Consider the following 25,702-nt stretch of genomic DNA (forward strand, 5'->3'; position numbering starts at 1 on the left):
AGCCCGTAATTCTATTTATCTTTTTAAGCAAGCTTACTGAAAATTAGCAAGAATAACCAAGCTCCTTTATACTAGGCGCGAGCCCTCTCATTTAAAAAGTTATTTTTTATGCGTCGTAGTGAAAAATCGAAAGACACCAAAGCCAGACTCGCACCCAAGCAAAAGATCAGTTATGAAAAGAAACCGGATCCAGCGATTACAGCCTATGCTGTGCAATCTCTAAACTGGTTACGCCAAGCTGAATTTTTAATGAGTGCTCCAAAATTGGCACTATGTGTTGAAGATAGTGGCTACGAGATTGCGTTTGCCGGACGTTCAAATGCAGGAAAATCTAGCGCAATTAATGCATTAACAAACCAGAAACAGCTTGCACGTGCCTCCAAAAAACCTGGGCGTACGCAAATGATTAACTTTTTCAGCCTAGGTAATCCAGATCAACGCTTAGTTGACCTTCCTGGTTATGGTTATGCAGCCGTACCAGAAGAAATGAAACGTGTATGGCAAAAAGAATTAGAAAACTATCTAATTCATCGTAAAAGCTTACAAGGTTTGGTTTTACTCATGGATATTCGCCACCCTTTACAGCACTTTGACATGATGATGCTAGAGTGGGCTTATTCACGCCATTTATTTGTTCATATTCTTTTAACCAAAGCAGATAAACTGAACCGCGGTCCAGCGAACAAAGTCTTGCTCGAAGTTAAACAACAACTGAAAAAAATGAAGCTTGATTTCTCGATTCAGCTTTTTTCTTCATTAAACAAACTAGGTTTAGAAGAGCTAGCAAGTGTGATGGCTGGACGTCTACATTTTACGCTTGAACAACAGCCAGAATTTGACGTTGATGCAATCCCAGAAGCAAGCGATGAGGATGCAGAAGAGTAAATCGTCAAAACAGATACAATTTCTTCATTAAATTTATATTCAATTGGCCCCTATTGCTAAACACAAATGTAGGGGCTTTTTTTATACTCATCATAACTTCATCGAGTTAAAAATCAGGACTAAATGATGAAATTGCTATCTTTTTTGAAGAATAAGGCTTTAGGTTCTTCTATTGATTATAAAATTCTTCCACGCAAGGTAAAATTTGACTGGAAAGATACCCCTGTAGACTGGATTCCAAACCAACCGTTTGCAAGTTATTTTATTAATGAAATTAACAATATCTTGCCTGCTGGAGAGTTCTGGTTTTGCCGGCTCTATAACAAGGTTTTACCTCGTATTACTGATGAAAAACTTAAACAGGATGTACAAGCATTTATTCGCCAAGAAGCAATGCATGCAAACGCACACACTTCTGCCAATAAAGAATATTTAAGTGCACGCAATATTGATATCCAGAGAAATCTGGACATTATGAATTATCTATTTACCACTGCTTTGGCAGATAAGCCTTTTGACAAAGAAGTTCCGCAATTCCTGCAAGAGCAATGGGATTTATTTCGTTTAGGTGTTATCGCGACAGTTGAGCACATGACATGTGTTCTAGGTAAATATGCGCTTTATAACAAACGCTGGGAAGAGTTAGGCGCAGATCCAGAAATGGTAGACTTGGTAAAATGGCATGGTTCAGAAGAAATTGAACACCGCACAGTTGCTTTCGATTTATATCGCCATTTAGGAGGCGGTTATATTCCACGCTATTATTTAAGTCTTGCAGTAATTGTGCTTGTGTTAGGGCTATGGGTAGACGGCGCTGCACATATTATGAAGCAAGATCCACGTTTTGCTGATGCTGCCAAATCAAGATTTTTCCCAGCTTGGGTTGCTCTAGAATGGTATAAAATTAGCCGAAAAGATAATCAGGTTTTACCAAACCCAATCTGGCTTATTGCTCAGCAAATTGACTACCTCATGCCGTGGTATGATCCAGTTAAAGAAGGTAGTACTGAAGATGCGGTAAGTTATTTATCGCAGTCGCCAGCAGCCAAAAGAGCTGAGTTACAAGCAGCTTAAAATAAAAAAGCAGGATATAAATCCTGCTTTTTTATTTAGAGATTAGATACTGATATCTTTATCTTTGGTATATCGATCTACTACCACACTAATCATCATATCTCCCTGCACATTTACAACCGTTCTTACCGTATCGAGTAAACGATCGATTGGAAGTAAAATCGCAATTGCTTCGGCAGGTAAACCCACAGACTGTAATACCATAATCATGGTAACCATACCTGCACTTGGAATTCCTGGTGCTCCAAGTGATGCGATCATTGCGGTTAGGCACACTACAATTTGTTGTGTCAGGTTTAAGTCTAGTCCAACTAGATTTGCCACAAAGAGCGCGGCAGCAGCTTCATATAAAGCTGTGCCATCCATGTTGAGCTGTGTACCCAATGGAATCACAAAACCTGCAGTTTGAGGACGAACACCTAAGTTTTCCTGTGCGCATTTCATACTCAGCGGCATAGTGGCAGAGCTAGAGCTCGTTGCAAATGCGGTAATTAAAGCTGTACGTGTGCCTTTGAAGAAAGTCCAAGGGCTCATACGACCAAAAATCCAAAGCAGTAGCGGTAAAACAACAGCGCCATGAAAAATAGTAGTACCTGTTACCACAGCAGCAAACTCCGCCAATCGGCTTAATACTGAAATGTCTTCGGTAGCCATTAATTTAGCGAGTAAGGCAAAAATACCTAACGGCGCCAATTTCATTACCCAACCTACTAACATCATCATCATTTCAAAAAACTGATGACTCAATACCCGAATACTTTTAAAACGTTCGCCACCATGAACTAAAGCAACACCCACAAATAGAGCAAACACGACGACAGCTAAAACATTCCCGTCACTAAAAGCTTTAAATGGGTTAATTAAAGTATTTTGAATAAAATTAGTGAAGAAAGTTGCCGGGTTTAAACTATCTGGTGTTTGATAGCTTTGCATAGATGCCTGAAAAATTGAAATATCTACACCTCGCCCGACCTCAAACAAATGAGCACAGCTAATACCTAAAATTAAGGCCAAAGTGGTGGTGGTGATACAACACAAGAATGTGATTTTCCAAACTGGGCCTAATTGTCCACCTGCCTGTAAATTTGAAACTCCAACCACAATGGAGCTAAAAATTAATGGCACCAACAACATTTTAAGTAGCCCAATAAAAACACTACTTAATATGCCTAATCCATATAAACTGTGCTTTACAAAAGCAGTGTCCGGATACATGGTAAGTAGGAAGCCAAAGGCTAAACCTAAAATGGCAGCAATCAGAATTTGTGTATTTAAGTTCATATCAACATTATTTTTTTCAGTAGGCAATCCTTTTGTAAATATGACATGAGCTTGCTTTTCATTCGAGCAATTTTTTGTCACATCGTTTCAATTAAAAATAAAAAAGCCATCTTTTCAGATGGCTCATCGTTATTTATTGAGTTTCAATTTCCCGTAAACGCATCAAACCCTCTTGCACCGTACTACATACGAGTTGGCCATTTTGCCACATACGGCCAAAGTTTAAACCGCGAGAAGCCGCACTAACTGTAGCTTCCATGTCATAGAGCATCCATTCATCAGCACGAAGTGGGCGATGGAAATAAATCGCATGATCAATACTGGCACATTGCAAACTTGGAGAAATATAACTTAAGCCATGTGGTCTTAAAGCTGTTGTCATCAAAGTAAAGTCTGAGTAAAACGCTACAATTGCTTGATGCAATGAAATGTCATCCAGCTGTTTTGGAATACGGTCATGGGTACGGATATAGTGCGCATTAAAAGGCGCTTCCGGTTGTGGTTGAAATGGATTGACTGGATCAATCGGACGGATTTCAACATGACGCTCACGCATAAAACTTGCACGAACATTTTCCGGTACAAAATTCAGGATACCTTCTTTCAACTCACTTTCCGATTTTAGCGCTTCAGGAGCTGGGTAATCTGGTTCTGGATGCTGATAGTTCAAGCCTTCTTCAGGGTTAGCAAAAGACACCATTGCCGAGAAAATAACTCGTCCATGCTGAATTGCCCGAACTTGACGGCTGACAAAGCTTTTGCCATCACGTAAACGATCTACTTCATAGATGATTGGAGCATTAATATCACCACCATATAAAAAGTAGGCATGCAGAGAATGCGCAGGACGATCAGTTGTGTAAGAAGCAGCACGTAATGCTTGACCGAGAACCTGACCTCCAAAAACACGTTTACCGACCAAATTACGGCTAATTCCACGGTAAATATTTTCTTCAAGCTTTTCTAAAGTGAGCAGCTCAACCAGTTCTTGGGTTAACGCATTCATGAGAGATACCTTCATATTGCAGGCAAAATTGGTATTAAAGGACAGATGTGTAGAATCTATTGTGCCATAAAAAACTATTTGTACATGGAACAATCAGTCAACTTCTGACAAACATTGCCTTTAAAACAGCTAAAAATACGATTTTTAACGATAAAAAATGCCAAAAGAATTATAATTTATCAGAAAATAGCATATTGTTTTTTTTAATAAATACCGCAAAATATTTACCCTCTGCCTTTGGTGCCGGGATTTGTCTTTAAGAAGTAGGAGTTCTTATGTCCAAGAGTGGGTTTGGTCAAATGTATCGTCGGCTTTCGAGTAAACTACTTGACCTCGTGGTAACACCACATGTTCTTGGGGAAGTTCCTACTGAACCAGTATCAGCAACAACAGAAACAGAAGCAAAGACTGAGCGCCAAAAAGTAGTGTGCTATGTCTTGCAAAATCATTCTCGCAGTAATGCTTTAGTGGTGGATGGAGAAACTCGTCGCTTAAATTTAAAGCCAGCGCTAGATCCATTAGTCATCGGTACTCATCAGGAAAAAGCTTCAGTTTTATTTTTACAACACAATGATGAAAATAACCTACTGAATCCCCCTCCTCATGCTTTTCCGCCACGTTTAATTAAACTGATCGAAGTTTTACAAGCAAATCCTGAACTCGACATAGAACTGGTTCCGGTAACCGTTTTATGGGGTCGTTCTCCAGATAAAGAAGACTCTTGGTTTAAGTTGTTATTCTCAGATACATGGGCAACACCAAGTACAGTTAAACAGCTTGTAAATATTGGTTTGCATGGTCGCCAATCTTATTTGGAATTCCATGAACCACAGTCTTTACGTGACCTCGTTGAATATGCTCAGAAGCATTATCCGAATCTTTCGCCAGCGACTTATATTGTTAGCACTTTAAATGACTACCTTGATCGTCAACGTGAAGTTGTTTTAGGCCCTGACTTATCTGACCGCCGCAATGTCATGCAGTCGGTATTAAAGTCTCGTGATGTTCAAGAAGCCATTCGACGCGAAAGTATTCGCGGTAAAATCAGCATGCTTGAAGCAGAGCGCCGTGCGATTGGTTATGTGAATGAAATCGTATCTGATTATTCTCACTCAGCAGTACGTTTTGCAGATTTGGCATTAACACGTCTATGGACTCAGCTTTATGACGGCGTAGAAGTTCATAACTTCAGTACTGTCCGAGAGCTTGCAAAAGACTATGAAATTGTTTACACACCATGTCACCGTAGCCACATTGACTACTTACTACTGTCTTATGTGATTTATAAACGTGGCTTGATGGTTCCGTATATTGCTGCGGGCGACAACCTAAACTTACCTTTCGTTGGTCAGCTTTTACGTGGTGGCGGTGCCTTCTTTATTCGCCGCTCTTTCCGTGGTAATGGTCTCTATACTTCTGTATTTAAAGAATATTTATATAGTATTCTTTCTCGCAACACACCACTTGAATACTTTATTGAAGGTGGACGTTCGCGTACAGGCCGCTTATTACCACCGAAAACCGGCATGCTCGCAATGACAGTCCATAGTCATTTACGTGGCCGTGCCAAACCAATTGTATTTGTGCCAACTTACATTGGTTATGAGCGCCTTATGGAAGGTTCAACCTATGTAGGTGAAATGCAAGGTAAGCCAAAAGAAGCCGAGTCTATTTTTGGTATTTTAAAAACACTCCGAAAAATTGAACGTATTTTCGGTAAAGTACACGTTAACTTTGGTGAACCTGTTTTTCTAGATGACTTGCTTAAACAGCATAATGCTGAGAACGTTTATATTGAAAAGAACGATGACCCAGTGCCACCTGCTGTTTCAGAAGCAGTAAACAGTTCTGCAAATGCGATTTTAGAAAATATTAACCGTGCGGTAGTGATTAATCCGGTTTCTTTACTCTCAATTATTTTGCTTGCAACACCAAAGCATACGCTTGATGAAGAAATCTGTATTAAGCAGCTTGAAGCTTACCGCAATTTAGCATCAAATTTCCCTTACGATCAGCGCACAGAAGTAACGCCGCTATCTGGCAAGGAAATTATTGCTTATGGCTTAAAGCTTAAATTGATTAAGCGCGTACAGCATGCCCTTGGTGACATTATTGCGATTGAAGATAACCAAGCGGTTCTCCTCACCTATTTCCGTAATAACATTTTGCATGCATTCGTTTTACCTTCATTGATTGCATCTCTTGTTGAACATAACGGGAAAATTAGCCGTGCTGATTTAAGCAATGTTATCTATACGCTTTATCCATTCTTAAAAGCCGAACTATTCCTTAAATGGAAAAGTAGCGAACTTAAAGAACAGATTGAGCAATATGCAGATGCATTGGTTCAATCAAATCTTATTCAACAAGATGACGAAGGCAATTTAATCAGCTCTGCACCGAATACTGAAGAGCATAATCAGCTTGTTGTATTAGCAACACCTGTTAAACAAAGCCTTGAACGTTATTACATGACTTTAGCTTTAATCACTCAGCGTGGTTCAGGTAATATTTCAGCAAAACAAGTTGAAGAATTAAGTCATTTATTAGGACAACGTTTATCAGTCCTTTATGAATTTAACTCTCCTGAATTCTTTGACAAAGCATTATTCCAAAGCTTTATCAAAGTTTTAACTCAACAAAACTACATTCGAACGAATGACCAAGGCCAAATCGAGTTTGATGATAATTTCCGTCAAATGGCAGCAGGCGCACAGTTGGTGCTTGATGAAGTGACATTACAAATGTTGCAACACATCACGACCTTTACTGATGAAGAGTTAAAAGAAGCTCTTGAAGCAATGGCTTCTCAGCAAGCTAAACGCCGTTTAAAACGTAAAAAAGCTTAGAATCTTCATATAAAATAAAAGGCAACTTAAGTTGCCTTTTATTTTATCTACTCATTGGACATTCAAAGTAACGCGGATCATCAATACAACGTAAGCGTTTCATTAGCTCCACAAAGTAGGCATCGTAATAACCGGAGCGAACATATTGATTGCGTATTTTTGCCACCATAATGTCATAGCTCTGCTTTTCGTAAAAAGAAACGTCAATCCAATAATAGGCTGGTAAATGGTTTTCCCATTGTATAGCTCGATTTGTTAATAATTGACTATTTTGGACAAACCAAGCCCGAATTTTTCGCCCAAAATTGGCTGGATAAGCTTGTGGTTTAATAATTATATTTACCCCGAAGTACGCCAAAGGAAAATTAATCACCTGAGTATCTGGCCCAAAATCTTTCTGTAGGTTATAAGGCAAAAGACCATAAACAGGCGCTGGCATAATATCGATTTTATTTTGTCGAAACTGCGCAATCGCATTCGATAAATCAACATATACTGGCTGCGCACCTACACTTCTCACCAAAGCTTGTTGTGGCGGGTTATTGGCCAGAACTCCAATTCTTTGACCTCTAAGCTGTGCCACTTTTGATATTTTTTTGGTTTTCATGACCATATTTGCAGTTCCAACCGGAATCATACCGACTGCTTCATAGTCTTTATTAATTAATCTTTTCTCAATTGTAGGATGATTTAAAAGCTGCAATAGATTTCGTGCAGTCCGGTTATTAGGTATAAGACCAATACCTGAGGTACTACCCATAAAATGATTATACTGATAAGTATTAAAGTTACTGGCTGCTAAGCCTGAGCATTTACCCTCATCAAAGGCTTGAATGGCTTGCTGCTCTTTTTGATAACTAACGACTTTGAATTTGACTTGATATTGCTGAGCATATAAACGAATGTCATTTAGTCGACGCGTAATATCCCCTTGGGTACCCGCTGGATCATATGCACACCACACCTGATCCCCAGCCCAACTCGTAACTGACGTTACACTCAAAAAGAGAGCTAAACAAAATTTTTTCACTTTTAACCTTTTTATCTTTATCGGCAATTTAACTGCCTCATCAGGTATTTCTGTTGTTATTTAAAGTTTAGTCTAAATTTTAATTTGTACCATGAGCATTTAAACATAATAAATAGTCATTAAAGCAAATTGGATGCTCAAGTTGAAAACCCGTCTCAAACAAATGTTTCGCATAAATTTTTTTGCCTGAAACATGAGCTGAATCTAAGGTAAGTAGCGGTAAATCTAACTGACTTTGAAACCACAGTAAGACTTCATGCAAAGGTACAGGTGCATTATTAGCAACAAGATAACTTTTATGGGGTTTTTCAAAATCGGCTAAAAATGCCAAAAACCTTGCTAAATCATCAATATGAATACGGTTACTATAGTGAATATTTGGATAGGTTTGCGTGTGCTCAGCCATTCGTTTTAGGCGATCAATAGAAGCCCCATAAATCCCTGTAGGACGCACAATCACGCACTGTGACGGAAAATACTTTTGCCATAGCAATTCCATATTGTGCAAGATATGCCCTTGGGCATCGTTTGGGTGAATCTCACTATGATCATCAATTGTTTCACCAGAATTTTCACCATATACCCGCGTAGATGACACCACAATTAATCTTTTAACCGGATGCGATTTTAAAGCCTGACGAATAGGCTCAATACTATCCACATAAGTATGCTGATAACCTTCAACAGTACTATCGTCTGGTGAAAGTAAAATATACACTACATCTACAGGTGCAATTTCGCTTAAATCGAGCGTAAAAATATCCTGTACGAGATGTGTCCCATAAGGGTCTGTCTTTTCACTACGGCTAATTGTGGTAATTTGATGTCCTTTCTCAAATAGTTGTTTAGCAACACGCTGAGATGTTTTACCATAACCGATAAATAATATATGCATAGAGAACTCGTTGAGGGGACATGACTTCAGTCCATCAGTTACAAGGCGTTGGATCGGCTTCAGCAGCCCTACTCGAAAAACTAAATATTTTTACCACAGATGATTTGCTGTTTCATCTGCCCCGTGATTATGAAGATCGCAGTACCATTATTCCTATGAATCAATTGGTGGTTGGTCGTAGTTATTTACTCGAGGGTGAAGTCAAATCTGTTGATTTCCCTCCAGGTAAACGTAAATCTATGGCCGCATTAATACAAGATGAATTTGGTAAGGTGACTTTACGCTTTTATCATATTTATAAAAATTTAACTGACAAAATAAAACCTGGTAACCGTTTACGTATTTTTGGTGAAGTTCGTGTAGGTGCACGAGGACTCGAGCTTTATCATCCAGAAATTCAACTTATTAATGAACATACCCCCCTTCCAAAAACGCAGCTCACAGCAATTTATCCAAGTACCGATGGCCTAACACAAGCTAAATTACGCGAATATGTTAAACAAGCGTTGAAGCATCATAGTGATGCCTTACCCGAGTTACTCCCTAAACAATATACAAATGGGTATGCACTCAAAGAAGCTTTACATTACATTCACGAGCCACCAGTTGATGCCAATATGATCCAACTGGCTCAAGGCTCTCATCCTGCGCAGCAACGTCTTATTTTTGAAGAGCTGGTCGCACATCAAATTAGTCTTCTCACTCGACGTGCTTATATTCGCCAAATTGCTTCTCCTGCTTTTCCGAGTAGTAAAGTGCTTGCAAAAAAACTGCTAGAAGCTTTACCTTTTCAAATGACCAACGCACAAAAACGTGTATCAAAAGAAATTTTAAGCGACTTAAAACAACATCAACCTATGCTGCGTTTGGTACAAGGTGATGTAGGGGCTGGAAAAACTTTAGTTGCAGCGGTTGCAGCATGTCATGCATTGGAAGCAGATTGGCAAGTTGCGTTAATGGCACCCACCGAAATTTTAGCAGAGCAGCATTATTTAAATTTTAAACGCTGGTTTGAACCTTTAGGTATTACGGTAGCTTGGTTGTCGGGTAAACAAAAAGGGAAAGCGCGGGCACACGCTGAGCAACAAATTAAAGAAGGCCATGCTGAACTGATTGTGGGTACTCATGCCTTATTTCAAGATAACGTTGAATTTGCAAAACTAGGACTCGTGATTATTGATGAACAGCACCGATTCGGGGTCGATCAACGATTAGCCTTACGCAATAAAGGCGCCGAACAGCTCACCCCACATCAACTGGTCATGACTGCAACGCCAATTCCTAGAACACTGGCAATGAGTGCTTATGGCGATTTAGATACATCGATTATTGATGAATTACCCCCAGGCCGAACTCCAATTCAGACCGTCACGATTCCGCTAGATCGTCGTGAAGAAGTACTGCATCGAATTGCTTCAAACTGCCGAGAAGGCAAACAGGCCTACTGGGTATGTACTCTGGTCGAACAGTCCGAAACTTTAGATGCTCAAGCCGCCGAAGCCACCTATCAAGAAATGAAAGAGCGCTTTCCTGAACTTAATATTGGTTTGGTTCATGGCAAAATGAAAGCCGATGAAAAACAGGCTGTCATGCAAGCATTTAAAAACAATGAACTACAACTGCTAATTGCCACAACTGTTATTGAGGTTGGAGTAGATGTTCCCAATGCGTCAATTATGGTCATTGAAAATGCTGAACGATTAGGGCTTTCACAGCTACACCAATTACGAGGGCGTGTAGGACGAGGTGCAAAAGCCAGTTTTTGTGTTCTTCTCTATAAACCACCACTTTCACAAAATGGGCAAGAAAGACTTTCAATTTTAAGAGAAAGTAATGATGGCTTTGTTATTGCTGAAAAAGATCTTGAACTAAGAGGCCCGGGTGAGTTATTAGGAACAAAACAAACAGGTGATATGGGTTTCCGTGTCGCACGTTTAGAGCGAGATGATCATTTATTGAGTCAAGCACACTACGTTGCACAACAAGTTCTAAAAGATTACCCTGAGCAAGCTGATGCCTTATTGAAGCGCTGGCTTCCTGAAGCTCCTCGATACGCATATGTTTAAGTTTTTAAACCCCCAGTATCTTTTTCATTTGCTGTCCCCTTGCCTACTTTGCGAAATAGGAACACGGGAAAAATATTCTCTTTGTAAAGAATGCTGGGAACAGCTACCGTGGCTTAAGCAAACCATTCAGCGCAATGATCAGTCTGTTCTTGTGGCCTGCCACTACGCCTATCCAATTAACCGGATCATTCAGCAGTTTAAATATGAACAAAAATTACATTACCAAACCTTACTCGCTGAAGTTTTACAGCAATTAAAATTTCCTAAGGTACAAGCGATTGTACCCATGCCTATTTCCAAACAACGTTTAACTGAACGTGGTTTTAATCAATCCTTATTACTCGCCAATCTTTTGAGTAAGCAATTAAAAATACCAGTTTGGCAGCCTGTACAACGCTTAAATGAGCATTCTCAAAAGGGATTATCTCGACTCGAAAGATTTGAAAATATTGAACAGCAATTTGTTGCGCTCACTCAAGAAAAACGGCGTTATCGTCGTGTACTGATTATTGATGATGTAATCACAACAGGAAGTTCAATTCACGCTTTAAGTCAGGCGCTCAAACAGCTAGGGTGTACATCTATTCATGCCATTTGCCTAGCTGCTGCTTCATCTACATCATATTAAAATTATAGAGTTATAGATAAGTTCTGCTCACACCACGGAATTACAATTTCTTTGGTTAATGGTGCGAGTTTTGTCTCGGAATCATTAAATTTCACCCACTTCATTTCAGCAATTTCAGCTGCAATTTGTGGAGATTGTTTTAATCGAACCAAATATAAATGGCTAATAAGCGTATGATCCGGTTCATTGGCAGCTGCTGTCTCAAAACGCCCTATAAACTGCTCTATTACACACGGGCTGCCTATTTCTTCCAAGATTTCACGCTGTATAGCAGTTTCCGGAGCCTCATTCGGCTCCAGTTTACCGCCTACCTGCATAAAAGCTTGTGTATTACGCTTTCTGACAAGCAATAATTCATTTTGTTCATTTAAGATCACCGCAGCGGCAACCGTAATTGTTTTCACCTATTTAACCTCATTTATGGTTGAACGTCGGCATTTGTCCATTTCGGAGCAGGAGCCTGATATTGCTCAAATTGTTGAAGAATATCTTCAATTTTGTCTGAGGCAATCAATTTATCAACAAACCGTGCTTGGCTAAATCCGTTATCTACAGTTCCCTGAATCATTTTAAGCAAATCTTCATAAAAGCCAGCTACATTTAGAAAAGCACACGGCTTTTGATGAATACCTAATTGTGCCCATGTCCATTGTTCAAAGATTTCTTCCAATGTACCTGCCCCACCTGGTAAAGCAATAAAACCGTCCGACAGATCTGCCATTTTGGTTTTACGCTCATGCATATTTTCGACGACATATAATTTTGTCAGTCCAGGATGAGCTAACTCGCGATCAACTAAAGCACGAGGAATTACCCCAATGACCTGCCCGCCGGCTTGCAAAGCACTATCAGCAACAACACCCATTAAACCAGAACGGCCACCGCCATAAACGAGTGTTTTACCTTGTTTAGCAATAGCTTCACCGGTTAATTGAGCAATTTGTTGAAAGATTGGGTTTGAACCAAGAGATGAACCACAGAAAATACAAATTGAATTCATAGTATAAAAACCGTTTTATTGAACTGTCATGCTGACAAACTAGACTATCGACAGAGTTTTTTTTTGCAAAATAGCGTATTGGCAAGTGTTTTTCGGCAAATCCTTGTCTAAAATACACCCATCAATTTCCATCAGACTGCGTAAGGAAAAAAGACACATGCTTGAAGCCTTTTATGCCACAGAACGCGGAAGTCTGGAAGATGCCACCATCAATGGTGGATTTGATCTACATCCCGAATTAGTATGGCTTGATCTTATTGCACCCTCTCAAGAAGAACAACAATGGGTCTTAGATGCTTACAATCAGAACTTACCCACACTAAAGTCGTTAGAAGACATTTCATCTTCTGCTCGATTCTACCGTGATGATGACGGTATTTTGCATATCAGCACCTATTTTTTAACGAAAAATAAAAATTATCAGGTTGATGGGGATGCCGAAGATTCTTCCCATATGCTTGCCATGGTGCAGACTGTTGCATTCATCTTACATAAAGACCGCTTATTTACTTTACGTGGTGAAAAGTTAGTTGCCTTTCGTGCTTTTCGTGCTCGAGCTCGTCGTAATGACTACGAAATGGATTATAAAGATCCAACATGGATTTTATTGGGCTTACTTGAAGCAAAGCTAGATGAGCTTGCGGATATCTTGGAAGATATCCACAAGGATCTAGAAAAATACTCAACCGAGGTTCTCAATAACCATCAACGTGAACAGATTTTAGATCTTGATGACATGATTACCCGCTTGGCACAACAAGAAGACATGCTTGGAAAAGCACAGCTCTGTTTAATTGATTTGCGCCGTGTTTTAACGTTTTTGTCTCGTCCACGTGCTTTAGGCAGTCATATCTACGATGCAGATATTCGAGAACTTAGTGAGGATGTTCGCTCGCTTGTCGAACATGACGCTTTCTTATTTCAAAAAGTACGATTCTTGCTTGATACAACGTCAGGATTTATTAACACTGAACAAAACGATACGATCCGTCGATTCTCGATATTACCAAGTATGTTGGCACCACCTATGTTAATCGCCAGTATCTATGGTATGAACACTGATGTACTTCCTTTCGCACACGGTACAACCAGCTTTATTATCGTTTTACTAATTATTATTGGTTTCTTTATTGGGCCTATCATTTATTTCCGCTGGAAAAAATGGATTTAAAGAGATTACCCAGCAAATTTTGTATATAAAAAAGCACCTAAATTTAGGTGCTTTTTTATCTTTGCTCATCAAACCAAATGTAGGTCTTCTTGCAAATGGCAGGCTTGAATGATTTTCAGCATCTTCTCCGGTACATTTTTAAAATGTAATCCAGACTTTTGTGGAGTTTGACGTAGCCATTGCACTAAAACAGCCAAGGCTAACGTATTACCATGCTCAAGCTGCTTTAAATCAACAATTAAAGGAAAGCTTGTTTGCTTTTTAATAATTGCCAATCCAGCTTGGTATTGTTGTTCAGCATTTTCAAAATCAATTTTGCCTGAAACAACTAACTCTTGGTTAAGATACTGAACCACTCTTCACCTACTTATTTTTGTTTATTCTGATTAACAGCAGCATCTGCATCAGGTTGGAACGTAGCAATTGCTTTATTCAAATCACCGCCATTACGTTTCACAGTTGCAGCAAATTGGTTACGGAACTGCAATCCTAAATCAATACCAGAAACATTGATGTTACGGATTTTCCATTGCGAACCTTTGTCTGCCAACTGGAACGACACAGGAATTTTTTCACCATTGTGATTAAAATCTAAAGTCACAACAGGGTTTTTACCAGCTGTCGCCTTGTATGGACGCATCGTGTAAGTTTGGTTTGTATACTTAGCAAATGCACTACCGTAATTCTCAATTAATGTATTACGGAAGTTCGTTTCAAACTGAGCACGCTGTGCAGCAGTACTATATTGGTTTGTTGCATAAGTACCCATCACAATACGAGTAAACGCTTGTGAATCAACATACGGGTCTAAGTTTTGGCGTACAATTGTTTTTACTAATGCTGGGTTATTTTGCAATTTAGCATGATCGGCTTTTAAACGAGAAATCAAGCCATCAGCAACACGCTTAATAAAGTCAGGTGGTGCTTCTGAAGGTGCAGCAAAAGCTGTACCAGCAATCATAGTAGACAAAATACTTGCTGTAAGGGTTTGTTTAAACAACGTATTCACCTGGAACCACTCCTTCAAATAATCTCTTACTCAACAAATGACGGCTGTGCACTGCTGTCAGTACTTGCAGGAGCTTTTTCTTCTGCTGAGGATGAACCAGCGGCAACCTTACCTGCGCCACCACCAGTAATAAATTTACTAATAAGATCTTCTAGATCCATCGTTCCTTGGGTATTAGAAATAGTATCGCCACGTTTAAGGTAGTTTAGACCACCACCCGGTACGATTTTTAAATATTTCTCACCCAATAAACCATTGGTTGCAACCATTATATAAGCATCTTCATCAATACTTGTGATGGAGTTCATGTTACTGATCAGTTGCTGTTCCATTGTTTTTTGTTGCGCTGGAGTCGCTTGCGTATAATCAGAACTGTAACGTAATTCGTCTAAAGCATTTTTTTGAACTTCTTTTAACTGTTCAGCATTAAAGCTTGTCAGCTTTCCATCAAGATCAAAAGTAACCGTAGCCAAACGTGTAACCGGATCAAGCGTGATTGAATCAACGCGGCCAATTGTTACACCGCTCATCGTCACTTTAGCACGAGGCTTTAAACCATTAACGTTATCAAACTGAGCTTTCATGGTGTAGCCATCGCTCAAGTTCGTGCCCACTAAACCACTCACTTTCATTGCTAAAAAGAATAAAGCAATACCGAAGATAATGACAAAGATACCTACGGCCAGCTCACTAGTACGTGATTTCATTAAATCCCTCCGAACATGACCGCAGTCAACACGAAATCAAAACCTAAAACACATAATGAAGAATATACAACCGTGCGGGTCATTGCCGTTGCAATGCCTTCAGGTGTCGGATCACATGCATACCCTTGGAAAACAGCAATCCATGTACACAGCAAAGCAAATACAATGCTCTTAATAATGCCATTTACGACATCGTGGCCAAATTGAACATTATTTTGCATACCACTCCAAAAGGAGCCTTCATCAACGCCAAGAAAGTCAACTCCAACCAATTTACCGCCAACAATACCAATCGCAGCAAAAATAACGGTTAACATTGGCAAACTGACTATACCAGCCCAAAGACGTGGTGATACGATTTGCTTTAAAGGATCAACACCAATCATTTCCATACTGGCAAGCTGTTCACTTTGTTTCATCGAACCAATTTCAGCAGTCAATGCAGAACCTGCTCGTCCAGCGAAGAGCAAAGCTGCAACGACCGGTGCAAGCTCACGCAATAAAGTTAAAGACACCATTGTGCCTAGCATTGATTCACTACCAACATTGACTAATATTGAGTAGCCTTGCAATCCGAGTACCAGACCAATAAATAAACCTGATACCGTGATAATGAGTAAAGACATTACCCCTACACGATGCATTTGATAGACGAAACGTCCAAAACCGCCCGCTGAAGGTAATGAAAAAATAATCTGTAAGAGCATCAGTGCCGCAACACCAATCCCTCGAATCCGCTCAATAACGAGTCTACCTAACCAGGCAATCGTATTCATGGACGAACCTCGTTATCTAAATAAGCTTGGTGGCTAAACTGGTATTCAACCGGACCTTCTGCCGAGCCGGTTAAGAACTGTTTTACAAATGGAGAAGCATAAGCTTGTAATTCTTCTGGCGTTCCTTCCCCTTGAATCTTCCCTTCCGCTACAACATAAATGTAGTCAGCAATAGATAGAGTTTCAGGAACATCATGCGAAACAATAATCGTAGTTAGATCTAAAGCTTCTCGCAATGAACGAATGAGACGTGTTAAAACACCTTTCACAATCGGGTCTTGCCCCGCAAAAGGTTCGTCATACATAATTAAATCGGGATCAAGCGCAATTGCACGAGCTAAAGCGACCCGTCGGTTCATACCACCTGACAACTCAGTAGGCATAAGCTGTTCTGTTCCACGCAAGCCCACCGATTCAAGTTTTAAAGCGACCAGTTCTGCAATGAGATTTTCAGAAAGTTTCGTATGCGCACGAATTGGAAAAGCGACATTTTCATAAACCGACATATCGGTAAATAAAGCTCCACTCTGGAACAGCATTCCCATACGCGCACGTGCTGCAAATAATTCCTGACGTGACATTTGAGCAATATCTTTGCCATCAAGCAAAACTTCGCCATGATCGGGAACAAGCTGTCCACCAATCAAGCGTAATAAGGTCGTTTTACCTGTACCAGATGGTCCCATAATGGCCGTGATCTGGCCTCGACGTATATTTAAACTAATATTGTCATAAATGACGCGTTCCCCTCGGTTAAAACTCAAGTTTTTCACTTCAATCAGTGATTGAGTCGAGAGAGGAGTTTTATTATTCATAATGGCAATCATTCCTGCACTTTTATGCCCGCATACTATAACACTGAATTTTGGGAATCTTGTTGTAATTTTGACAAAAGCAAAACAAGCTAATATAGGAATATGAGCTAGATTTTGAAAAGAAATTTATTGATCGAGAACTTGAAACTGGTCTACGAAATGGCCAGTTAATAAAGCATAGGCAAAGTAGATTCCATTGCACAAAGCAAGTGCAATAAAAAGATATGGCAAACCACGTTGAAATAAGAATTTACTCAACCATGCCAAAGGCGACTCTTTTCGCTTACTTTTACGCATTATTACAATAAACATTGAACTGTTTCACACTTTGTTATTTTATAACAAAACTAAAAAATAAAAAAGGCCAGTATGTAAACTGGCCTTTTTTTTAAATCTCTTAAAGATTAACGGTCGAATTTACGACGGCGCTCACCACGAGATTCTTGATTAAAGTGTTCTTCGCGAACTGCGCGACGTGGACGGTCTTCACCACCGAAGCTACGTTTTGGACGATCACCAAAACCACCTTCACGACGTGGACGATCTTCACCACCAAAGCTACGTTGTGGACGGTCACCGAAACCGTTTTCACGACGTGGTTTATAGTCTACGCGGTTACCACGATTGTCATCATTTGAATCAAAACGAGGCTTATCGTTAAAACCACCTTCACGGCGTGGACGATCTGAGTTGAACTCGCGACGCGGACGATCTTCACCACCGAAGCTACGTTTTGGACGGTCTTCAAAACCACCTTCACGACGTGGACGGTCTGAGTTGAACTCGCGACGCGGACGATCTTCACCACCGAAGCTACGTTTTGGACGGTCTTCAAAACCACCTTCACGACGTGGACGGTCTGAGTTGAACTCGCGACGTGGACGATCTTCGCCACCGAAAGCAGGACGCTCACCACGAGGCTTATCATCGAAGCTACGACGTGGACGATCATCACGACCACCTTCACGACGTTTGAAGTTACCTTCACCCTCGAAACGACGACCACCGCCGAAACCGCCACCACGACGACCATCACGGCCACCGTTACCACCACGACCGCCTTCACGACGTGGACGAGCTGGAGGTGGAGATGGCTCTAAACCTTCAATTTCAGAAACATTTAAACGAGCTTCTAAGTAATCTTCAAGCGCACGGATTTTACCGCGTTCACGATAAGTCGCTAAAGTAATCGCTTGACCTGTACGACCAGCACGACCTGTACGACCAATACGGTGTACATAATCTTCATGCTTCATTGGTAAGCCGAAGTTAATAACGTGTGAAATTGTTGGAACGTCAAGACCACGTGCAGCAACGTCAGTAGCAACTAAGATTTTCGCACGGCCTTCACGGATACTACGTAAACGACGGTTACGAACTGTTTGCGGCATTGCACCGTGAAGTGCAACAACTGAATGACCTGCTTCTGCAAGTTCTTCAGCCAACATATCTGTATCTTCTTGTGTGCTCGCGAATACAACAGCTTGGTCAAGCGTTTCATCAGCCAACCAGTGAGTCAGAAGTTTCTTCTTGTGTTCGAAACCATCTGTCCAGTGTAAAGTTTGGGTGATGTCAGTATTGGTGCTGTGACCAGTTTCAATTGCAATACGCTCAGGTTCATTCATCATGCGCTCAGCAAGACGAATAATACGGTCAGCAAAAGTTGCAGAGAACATTAACGTTTGACCACGATTCGCAGCCAAGTCACTGATCGCTTCTAAGTCTTCAGAGAAACCAAGGTCTAACATACGGTCAGCTTCGTCCACGATTAAAGCATCAACTTTGTCTAGCTTTAATTGACGACGGTTAACTAAGTCTAATAAACGACCTGGAGTCGCAACTACAACTTGAGCACCTTTAAGCTGTTGAATTTGTTTACCAAAAGGCATACCACCCATAATTGCAGCAATACGAACACCTTTCATGTGACGTACAAAAGCAATTGCGTCTTGGCTAACTTGTTGAGCCAATTCACGTGTTGGGCATAAAACTAAAATGCTAGGCTGAGTCACTGCTTTCATACGTTCTTTGAACGGAACGAAAGTATCTTGACCTGCCAAATTATGTAATGTCGGTAATAAGAATGCAGCAGTTTTACCAGAACCAGTCTGGCTAGAAACAAGAAGGTCTTTACCTTCTAAAGCAGCAGGAATAGATTGTTCTTGCACAGGAGTTGGGTTAGTAAAACCTAAACCTTCAAGAGCTTGTTGTAAGGTTTCGTGCAAAGAAAATTCGGCAAAAGTTTTGCTCATAGAGAGTTCCACCCCAAAGGGTGCTCCATTTTTAATAAATACAAATAGACATCGGCAAAAGCGGCAAAGCAAATATTAGCTGAATCTTATTATTCAGCAGCAATCCGAGTAACGACGATGTGGACTAAACGCACGCTTGATTACGGCCGCAACCTGAAGAATCGCTGAGCGATTGGGGCGCAAGAAATGGTCCTCTCTATGGACAGCGTGCGCTTACAATGAATAGAACAGAATGTTCAGGTAATGAACGGAAATTTAAGTGCGTGGGCGGATTATAGCAGAAAGAATTTAAAAGTCATGTGTTTTAATCAACTTTCTCGGTATTTCTACTGTTATTTGTATTTTACCGACCATTAAAAAGTAAAACCCTCTATAAAAAGAGGGTCTTACTCAGAAATAATTTTTTTAAATTATTTTGCAGCTTTGTCCCAAGCAGGAACTACAGTTTGCATTAATGGCTTTAACATTTTCAGTGAGCATGCAATCACTTGACCATTTTCAAGTGAATCATTACCACCACGTGCGTCAACCACAACACCACCAGCTTCCTTGATAATAAGCTCACCAGCAGCGATATCCCATGGTTTTAAACCAAGTTCAAAGAAACCATCGAAACGACCAGCAGCAACATACGCTAAGTCTAAAGCAGCTGAACCACCACGACGGATTTGAGCACCCGCTTGAGTCACAGCTAATAATGAAGCAAAGTGCTGCTCTGCATAAGACACAATTTCACCAGCACGTTTAGCACGGTAAGGGTGACCTACTGCCAAGAATGTATTTTCTAGGCTATCTTTTACATTTACGCGAATACGACGCTGATTCATCACCGCACCACGACCACGACTTGCAGAGAACAATTCGTCACGTACCGGATCGTAAATTACGCCGTGCTGAGTAACACCTTTGTGCTGAACAGCAATAGAAATACAGAAATGAGGGAAACCATTAATAAAGTTTTGCGTGCCATCAAGAGGGTCGATCACCCAGCACCAGTCTGCATCGTGGCCTTTGCCCTCTTGCAAACCGAACTCTTCACCTAAGAAGCTATGGTTTTTATAACTTTTACGTAATGTATCAATCGTCAATTGTTCTAAATAACGATCTACACGTGTTACAGGACCATCAATGCCTTTCTCTTCAACTTGCAAATCGAGCTTATGACGATTTTGATGCGCTTTTAAAAGCTCTTGACCAACTGTTTGAGCCGCACGCGCAGCCATCACCACCATAGGTTCCATTGAACACCCACTACAATACAAATTTGAAGATTTTGACAAAGAATAATGCATAAAAGCGTATCCATTTTAGCAAATGAATACGCTTTTTGGGAAAAAATGTTTCGAAAAATTTTATTGAGGTATTAAACCACCTGATTTACCTTAAGCCATGCTCGCTCAATCGAGTTCAAAATACCCTTAGCATCTAAACCACAATCTTGTAGCATTTGATTATGTGTCGCCTGATGCAAGAACGAGTCAGGTAGACCTAAATTAATGATAGGTTTAACAATTTGTTCTTGAGCCATAAACTCATTCACTGCACTACCCGCACCACCCATAATCGCGTGTTCTTCAACTGTCACGAATAAATGAGTATGCTCAGCCAAGTCTCGAATCATTTGTTCATCAAGCGGTTTTACGAAGCGCATATTTACAACACACACACTGACGTCATGTTTTTGCGCAAATTGCTCAGCTGCTTCCAGAGCAACCATGACACGACTACCAAATGCTAAAACCGTAATCTGCTCATCACTGTTTGCTTTAATTTCTGCAACAATTTCAGCTTTACCCAATTCAAGAACAGTCATCTCTTTTTGGATTTCGACGCCCACACCTGCACCACGCGGATAGCGTACCGCAGCCGGGCCATTATAGGCATAAGCCGTATGAAGCATTTGACGGCATTCATTTTCATCTTTCGGTGCCATGATCACCATATTAGGCACAGTACGCATATAAGCATAGTCATATGCACCTGCATGCGTTGGACCATCTTCACCAACCAAGCCTGCACGGTCAATACCAAAAGTCACGTCAAGATTTTGCAATGCGACATCATGAATAAGCTGATCGTAACCACGCTGCAGGAATGTTGAATAAATGGCGACAACAGGTTTTAGCCCTTCGCATGCCATTCCTGCTGCAAGTGTTACAGCATGCTGCTCTGCAATCGCGACATCGAAGAAACGCTGAGGAAATTGCTTAGCAAATTTAACCATGCCCGAGCCTTCACACATTGCAGGCGTGATCGCAAGCAAACGCTCATCTTGTGCAGCTTCATCACATAACCACTCACCAAACACATCAGAGTATTTTGGTGGTGTTTTCCCGCCCGAAGCAGCATTAATTTTGCCAATCGCATGGTAAGTAATCGGGTCTGCTTCAGCAGGAGCAAAGCCTTTACCTTTCTTGGTATAAACGTGAACTAAACGTGGACCTTTGCGTTTTTTGAGCGCGTTGAACACCTGAACCAACTGAGTGACATCGTGTCCATCAAAAGGCCCGAAATAATCAAAACCAATTGCTTTAAATAAATTATCTGCCGCGTCGGTTGCCGATTGGTGTAATCGAGAGTTATATGTCCATTTTGGGTGTGGCTGGATATAAGCTTCACCATGTTCATTGACATTAACTAAATGACCTTTTTCCCAAATTGCAGCTAAATGTTTGGCAAAGCCACCTGTACTGCAAGAAATCGACATATCGTTGTCATTGAGTACAACAATTAAATCTGCATCATGAGCAACAGCATCATTCATTGCTTCAAATGCCATGCCCGCAGTCATTGCACCATCACCCACAATACAAACGACTTCACATGGGTCTTTCTGATAGCGACGTGCCAAAGACATACCCAAACCAGCTGAAATAGCAGTTGAAGAATGCCCTACCCCAAAGGTATCAAAAACGGACTCTTCTCTGGCTGGGAAAGCAGCCAATCCATTTTTAGCGCGAATGGTCGTAATTTGTTCACGGCGTCCAGTTAGGATTTTATGTGGGTATGCTTGGTGTCCCACATCCCAAACTAAACGGTCATTTGGTGTATTAAAGCAATAATGCAGCGCTACCGTCAGCTCAACCACGCCGAGGTTAGCACCGAAATGGCCACCACTCTGGCCTGCTGCATATAAAATATATTGACGCAACTCATCAGCCACTTGTAGTAATTGGCTATGCTCGAGCTGACGTAATTGTTGAGGATGATCAATCGCATCTAACAATGGCGTAACAGGGCGTTGAGTTGGAATTTCGGTATACAACATATGTGGCAAAGCCTTTATAAGCCTGGCAAATCCTAAGCTGGGTCAAAATGGGTCGATCATACAATCGAATGAAGTCACCTTCAATCAGCCACATTTGCGAACGAGATCATGCAAAGCAGTCTCTCATACAGTATGGGTATGGTTGGCAGATTATCCTGAATAATCTGACTATTTATCAACTATTATCGTCTTCTTTATACAAAAAAGAAAACCTTAGTGTGCAAAATGATTATGACAATTCGACCAATCTCCCAGCATTACGCTATACTTTAAACCGTTTTCGGTTAAAAGATGAGTTAATCTGTGCCTATAGAGTTCATTGCAACATCAAAACTCCCGACCGCTTTTGGTGAATTCAATATTTCTGTGTTTCAAGATCCCGTAACAGGTGAAGAACATGTGGCACTTTCCAAGGGGTTAGAAAATCCGCCAACGGGTCCTGTTTTGGTCCGCGTACATTCTGAATGCTTAACGGGTGATGCGTTTGCATCATTGAAATGTGACTGTGGCCCACAACTACAAGCCACTCAGAAACTCATCAATGAAGCAGGACAAGGTGTAATTTTATACTTACGCCAAGAAGGACGCGGTATTGGTTTAACCAATAAAATTCGTGCTTATGCCCTGCAAGATCAGGGGCACGATACAGTAGATGCCAATTTACTACTGAATTTACCCGCCGATGCACGTCGTTACGATATGTGCAGTATTATGCTCGACCACTTAAAAGTGAAAGAAGTTAAATTAATTACCAATAATCCTTTAAAAATTCAGGCACTCAAAGATCAAGGTATTAATGTGGTAGATCGCGTACCTTTAACTGTCGGCCGTAACCCTTTTAATGAACAATATTTAAAAACCAAACGTGAAAGAATGGATCACCTTTACCAAAAAGATGATTTTTGATTTCGAGTCCAAAATTTAAAAATTATATTTAAGGGATTTTTTCAGGAATTAGAAAAAATCCCTTACTTTTTTTATGGATTTATGTTTTGATGTATCTAATCTATTTCGATCATCTTTGAGGGTCATTATGCAACATCCGACTTCAACAGATATTCAACGTGTCCGCGAATTTCTCCTCGATTTACAAGCCCGTATTTGTGCCGGTTTAGAACAACAAGAAAAAGCTGGTGGTGGGACAGCAGAATTTATCATTGATGATTGGGAGCGCCCTGAAGGCGGTGGCGGCCGTTCACGTGTACTGCAAAATGGTACAGTGATTGAAAAAGGCGGTGTGATGTTTTCACATATCAACATTAGTAAACTGCCTGCTTCTGCAACAGAACGTCACCCTCAAATTGCAGGGGCAAAAGCTCAAGCGCTAGGTGTGTCTTTAGTCATTCACCCTAAAAACCCGAATATTCCAACCTCGCATGCGAATGTCCGCTTATTCGTTGCAGAGCGTGAAGGTCAAGATCCGATTTGGTGGTTTGGTGGAGGTTTTGACTTAACGCCATTTTATCCAGATGAGCAAGATGTTTTAAATTGGCACCAAGCTGCTTATGACCTGTGTAAGCCTTTTGGTGACAATGTTTATGCTGAACATAAAAAATGGTGCGATGACTATTTCTATTTAAAGCATCGCGATGAACAACGTGGTGTGGGCGGTTTATTCTTTGATGATTTAAATTGCTGGGATTTTGAAACCTGCTTTAAATATATTCAAGCCGTAGGTAATGGCTATTTAAATGCGATCTTGCCAATTTTCGAAAAACACCGCGAACAGCCTTATACCGAAGCTCAACGCGAATTTCAGCTTTATCGCCGTGGCAGATATGTGGAATATAACTTGGTGTATGATCGCGGTACGTTGTTTGGATTACAAACAGGTGGCCGTATTGAGTCGATTTTAGTTAGCTTACCTAATCTAGCTGCATGGTCTTATCGCCCTGAATGGGATGAAGACTCTCCAGAGAAGCGTTTAACTGACTACTATTTAAAACCTCGTGATTGGTTAGGTTTAGAAGAAAAAGTCGCCTAATTTTTTGTTTTGGGGATTCTTTGGCTTCCACCCTAAAGAATCTCCTTTTTTGATTTCTATTTGCCTTCATTCAAATATTTTTTCTTGTGCTATTTTGACTTATAGTGAGGCCTGCTGAATATTCAGTGCAGGCACTATCTGCTTCATGCCATTTTAAAATTTTGGATACAAGAATGACCAAACAGTTTGCAGTAATTGGCAATCCGATCGAACAATCACGCTCTCCTGAATTGCATCATGCTTTCGCTGAAAAAACAGGTGTTGAGCTAAACTATCAAAAACGGCTTGCTCCTCTTGACGGTTTTGAATCGAGCATGCGAAGTTTCTTTGCAGAAGGCGGCAGTGGTATGAACGTTACTGTTCCTTTTAAAGAGCAAGCTTTTGCTTTATGTGATGTGTTAACCGAGCGTGCTCAAATTGCTAAAGCTGTAAATACCTTATGGATGGAAAATGGCAAATTGCATGGTGACAATACAGACGGCCAAGGCTTAGTTGCCGCAATTCAAGCTTTAGAATGGAAGCTTGAAAATACAACTATTTTAATTTTAGGAGCTGGCGGCGCAACTCGTGGTGTTATTTATCCCCTTGTACAGGCTGGTGCCAAAAAAATCATCATTGCAAACCGAACTTTAGCTCGTGCAGAACAACTTGTAGATGACTTAAAAACAGCAGTTCCACAAGCCCAATTACAAGCAATTTCCCTAAATGATTTAGAAGGAGATTTTGATATTGTGATTAATGCAACTTCGGCAAGTCTTTCAGGCGATGCTTTACAACTACCTGAAAAATTACAATTCAAATATGCCTATGAAATGGCTTATGGCAAACCTTCTAGCTTCCTTGATCAAGCGAAACAACGTAATGTGCCTTACGCAGAAGGTTTCGGCATGTTAGTAGGCCAAGCTATTGAAGCCTTCTATATCTGGAATGGCGTACGACCACAATTAAAAGATTTTCTATAAACCAAAAAAAGAACCTACATATGTAGGTTCTTTTTTATCTTACT

General features: G+C 40.6%; 24 protein-coding genes. 9 read left to right on the forward strand and 15 right to left on the reverse strand.

Going from position 1 to position 25,702, the window contains the following annotated elements; translation table 11 throughout:
• Positions 1 to 108: 108 nt before the first annotated feature.
• Positions 109 to 885, forward strand: coding sequence for a ribosome biogenesis GTP-binding protein YihA/YsxC (gene yihA / locus NQ782_RS05520; RefSeq protein WP_001254463.1), 777 nt, complete (start codon positions 109 to 111; stop codon positions 883 to 885).
• Positions 886 to 1,008: 123 nt separating this feature from the next.
• Complete coding sequence (locus tag NQ782_RS05525) at positions 1,009 to 1,959, forward strand: metal-dependent hydrolase (RefSeq protein WP_016653507.1); 951 nt, start codon at positions 1,009 to 1,011, stop codon at positions 1,957 to 1,959.
• A 42-nt stretch (positions 1,960 to 2,001) separates the two neighbouring features.
• On the opposite strand, the gene NQ782_RS05530 is transcribed toward NQ782_RS05525, so the two are convergent.
• On the reverse strand, positions 2,002 to 3,267 hold the full coding sequence (locus NQ782_RS05530; RefSeq protein WP_002000599.1) for a dicarboxylate/amino acid:cation symporter: 1,266 nt from the start codon (positions 3,265 to 3,267) through the stop codon (positions 2,002 to 2,004).
• Between the two features lie 106 nt (positions 3,268 to 3,373).
• Positions 3,374 to 4,246: an acyl-CoA thioesterase II gene (locus tag NQ782_RS05535; RefSeq protein WP_000993136.1), complete on the reverse strand. Its 873-nt coding sequence runs from the start codon at positions 4,244 to 4,246 to the stop codon at positions 3,374 to 3,376.
• A 275-nt stretch (positions 4,247 to 4,521) separates the two neighbouring features.
• Here NQ782_RS05535 and plsB point away from each other — a divergent pair, with 275 nt between their 5' ends.
• Complete coding sequence (gene plsB / locus NQ782_RS05540; RefSeq protein ID WP_000045404.1) at positions 4,522 to 7,095, forward strand: glycerol-3-phosphate 1-O-acyltransferase PlsB; 2,574 nt, start codon at positions 4,522 to 4,524, stop codon at positions 7,093 to 7,095.
• A 43-nt stretch (positions 7,096 to 7,138) separates the two neighbouring features.
• Here the strand turns inward: plsB and adeT2 are convergent, their stop codons facing one another.
• The gene (adeT2, locus tag NQ782_RS05545; RefSeq protein WP_057094716.1) at positions 7,139 to 8,125 is read right to left on the reverse strand and encodes a putative multidrug efflux protein AdeT2; all 987 of its coding nucleotides are present in this window, start codon (positions 8,123 to 8,125) and stop codon (positions 7,139 to 7,141) included.
• 79 nt (positions 8,126 to 8,204) lie between these two features.
• Positions 8,205 to 9,020, reverse strand: coding sequence for an NAD-dependent epimerase/dehydratase family protein (locus NQ782_RS05550; RefSeq protein WP_000547774.1), 816 nt, complete (start codon positions 9,018 to 9,020; stop codon positions 8,205 to 8,207).
• Positions 9,021 to 9,040: 20 nt separating this feature from the next.
• Between NQ782_RS05550 and recG the strand changes: the two genes are divergently transcribed.
• A complete protein-coding gene (gene recG / locus NQ782_RS05555; RefSeq protein WP_000204960.1) occupies positions 9,041 to 11,086 on the forward strand; it encodes an ATP-dependent DNA helicase RecG in 2,046 nt (681 codons plus the stop codon).
• Positions 11,079 to 11,714 (forward strand): ComF family protein, encoded by a 636-nt coding sequence (locus NQ782_RS05560; RefSeq protein ID WP_057094715.1) that lies wholly within the window; start codon positions 11,079 to 11,081, stop codon positions 11,712 to 11,714. Before recG ends, NQ782_RS05560 begins: the two co-directional genes overlap by 8 nt.
• 2 nt (positions 11,715 to 11,716) lie before the next feature.
• Here NQ782_RS05560 and NQ782_RS05565 read toward each other — a convergent pair whose 3' ends face one another.
• Together NQ782_RS05565 and NQ782_RS05570 are read right to left on the reverse strand one after the other, a co-directional pair.
• Positions 11,717 to 12,118, reverse strand: coding sequence for an NUDIX domain-containing protein (locus NQ782_RS05565; protein WP_000849705.1), 402 nt, complete (start codon positions 12,116 to 12,118; stop codon positions 11,717 to 11,719).
• Between the two features lie 14 nt (positions 12,119 to 12,132).
• Positions 12,133 to 12,714 (reverse strand): TIGR00730 family Rossman fold protein, encoded by a 582-nt coding sequence (locus NQ782_RS05570; RefSeq protein WP_001084310.1) that lies wholly within the window; start codon positions 12,712 to 12,714, stop codon positions 12,133 to 12,135.
• Between the two features lie 157 nt (positions 12,715 to 12,871).
• On the opposite strand from NQ782_RS05570, the gene NQ782_RS05575 reads away from it, so the two are divergent.
• Positions 12,872 to 13,885 carry a CorA family divalent cation transporter gene (locus NQ782_RS05575; protein WP_000888321.1) on the forward strand — a complete coding sequence of 338 codons (1,014 nt, stop codon included), beginning with the start codon at positions 12,872 to 12,874 and terminating at the stop codon, positions 13,883 to 13,885.
• A 68-nt stretch (positions 13,886 to 13,953) separates the two neighbouring features.
• Here the strand turns inward: NQ782_RS05575 and NQ782_RS05580 are convergent, their stop codons facing one another.
• The 9 genes from NQ782_RS05580 to dxs form a co-directional block, all read right to left on the reverse strand.
• Positions 13,954 to 14,241, reverse strand: coding sequence for a lipid asymmetry maintenance protein MlaB (locus tag NQ782_RS05580; protein ID WP_000250997.1), 288 nt, complete (start codon positions 14,239 to 14,241; stop codon positions 13,954 to 13,956).
• 11 nt (positions 14,242 to 14,252) lie between these two features.
• A complete protein-coding gene (locus NQ782_RS05585; RefSeq protein WP_001093907.1) occupies positions 14,253 to 14,894 on the reverse strand; it encodes a phospholipid-binding protein MlaC in 642 nt (213 codons plus the stop codon).
• A 26-nt stretch (positions 14,895 to 14,920) separates the two neighbouring features.
• Positions 14,921 to 15,601, reverse strand: a complete 681-nt coding sequence (locus NQ782_RS05590) for an outer membrane lipid asymmetry maintenance protein MlaD (RefSeq protein ID WP_000842362.1) — start codon at positions 15,599 to 15,601, stop codon at positions 14,921 to 14,923.
• Positions 15,601 to 16,377, reverse strand: coding sequence for a lipid asymmetry maintenance ABC transporter permease subunit MlaE (gene mlaE / locus NQ782_RS05595; RefSeq protein WP_001091949.1), 777 nt, complete (start codon positions 16,375 to 16,377; stop codon positions 15,601 to 15,603). The genes NQ782_RS05590 and mlaE overlap by 1 nt, the downstream gene beginning before the upstream one ends.
• Positions 16,374 to 17,192, reverse strand: a complete 819-nt coding sequence (locus NQ782_RS05600; protein ID WP_004712625.1) for an ABC transporter ATP-binding protein — start codon at positions 17,190 to 17,192, stop codon at positions 16,374 to 16,376. Before NQ782_RS05600 ends, mlaE begins: the two co-directional genes overlap by 4 nt.
• A 126-nt stretch (positions 17,193 to 17,318) precedes the next feature.
• Complete coding sequence (locus NQ782_RS05605; RefSeq protein WP_000471151.1) at positions 17,319 to 17,504, reverse strand: hypothetical protein; 186 nt, start codon at positions 17,502 to 17,504, stop codon at positions 17,319 to 17,321.
• 92 nt (positions 17,505 to 17,596) lie between these two features.
• Positions 17,597 to 19,444: a DEAD/DEAH box helicase gene (locus tag NQ782_RS05610; RefSeq protein ID WP_000047395.1), complete on the reverse strand. Its 1,848-nt coding sequence runs from the start codon at positions 19,442 to 19,444 to the stop codon at positions 17,597 to 17,599.
• Between the two features lie 410 nt (positions 19,445 to 19,854).
• Positions 19,855 to 20,685: an inositol monophosphatase family protein gene (locus NQ782_RS05615; protein WP_000433617.1), complete on the reverse strand. Its 831-nt coding sequence runs from the start codon at positions 20,683 to 20,685 to the stop codon at positions 19,855 to 19,857.
• 122 nt (positions 20,686 to 20,807) lie between these two features.
• Positions 20,808 to 22,712 (reverse strand): 1-deoxy-D-xylulose-5-phosphate synthase, encoded by a 1,905-nt coding sequence (gene dxs, locus NQ782_RS05620; RefSeq protein WP_000967375.1) that lies wholly within the window; start codon positions 22,710 to 22,712, stop codon positions 20,808 to 20,810.
• Positions 22,713 to 23,015: 303 nt separating this feature from the next.
• Between dxs and ribA the strand changes: the two genes are divergently transcribed.
• The 3 genes from ribA to aroE all read left to right on the forward strand — a co-directional run bounded on the left by ribA (position 23,016) and on the right by aroE (position 25,658).
• Entirely contained in the window at positions 23,016 to 23,618 is a 603-nt protein-coding gene (gene ribA / locus NQ782_RS05625) for a GTP cyclohydrolase II (RefSeq protein WP_001121174.1), read from the forward strand.
• 127 nt (positions 23,619 to 23,745) lie between these two features.
• Positions 23,746 to 24,696 (forward strand): oxygen-dependent coproporphyrinogen oxidase, encoded by a 951-nt coding sequence (hemF, locus tag NQ782_RS05630; protein WP_001164620.1) that lies wholly within the window; start codon positions 23,746 to 23,748, stop codon positions 24,694 to 24,696.
• A 173-nt stretch (positions 24,697 to 24,869) separates the two neighbouring features.
• Positions 24,870 to 25,658, forward strand: a complete 789-nt coding sequence (gene aroE, locus NQ782_RS05635) for a shikimate dehydrogenase (protein WP_000166022.1) — start codon at positions 24,870 to 24,872, stop codon at positions 25,656 to 25,658.
• Positions 25,659 to 25,702: the final 44 nt, after the last annotated feature.

Origin of the sequence: Acinetobacter sp. BD54, assembly GCF_044778325.1 — a bacterium.
Classification (GTDB): domain Bacteria; phylum Pseudomonadota; class Gammaproteobacteria; order Pseudomonadales; family Moraxellaceae; genus Acinetobacter; species Acinetobacter baumannii.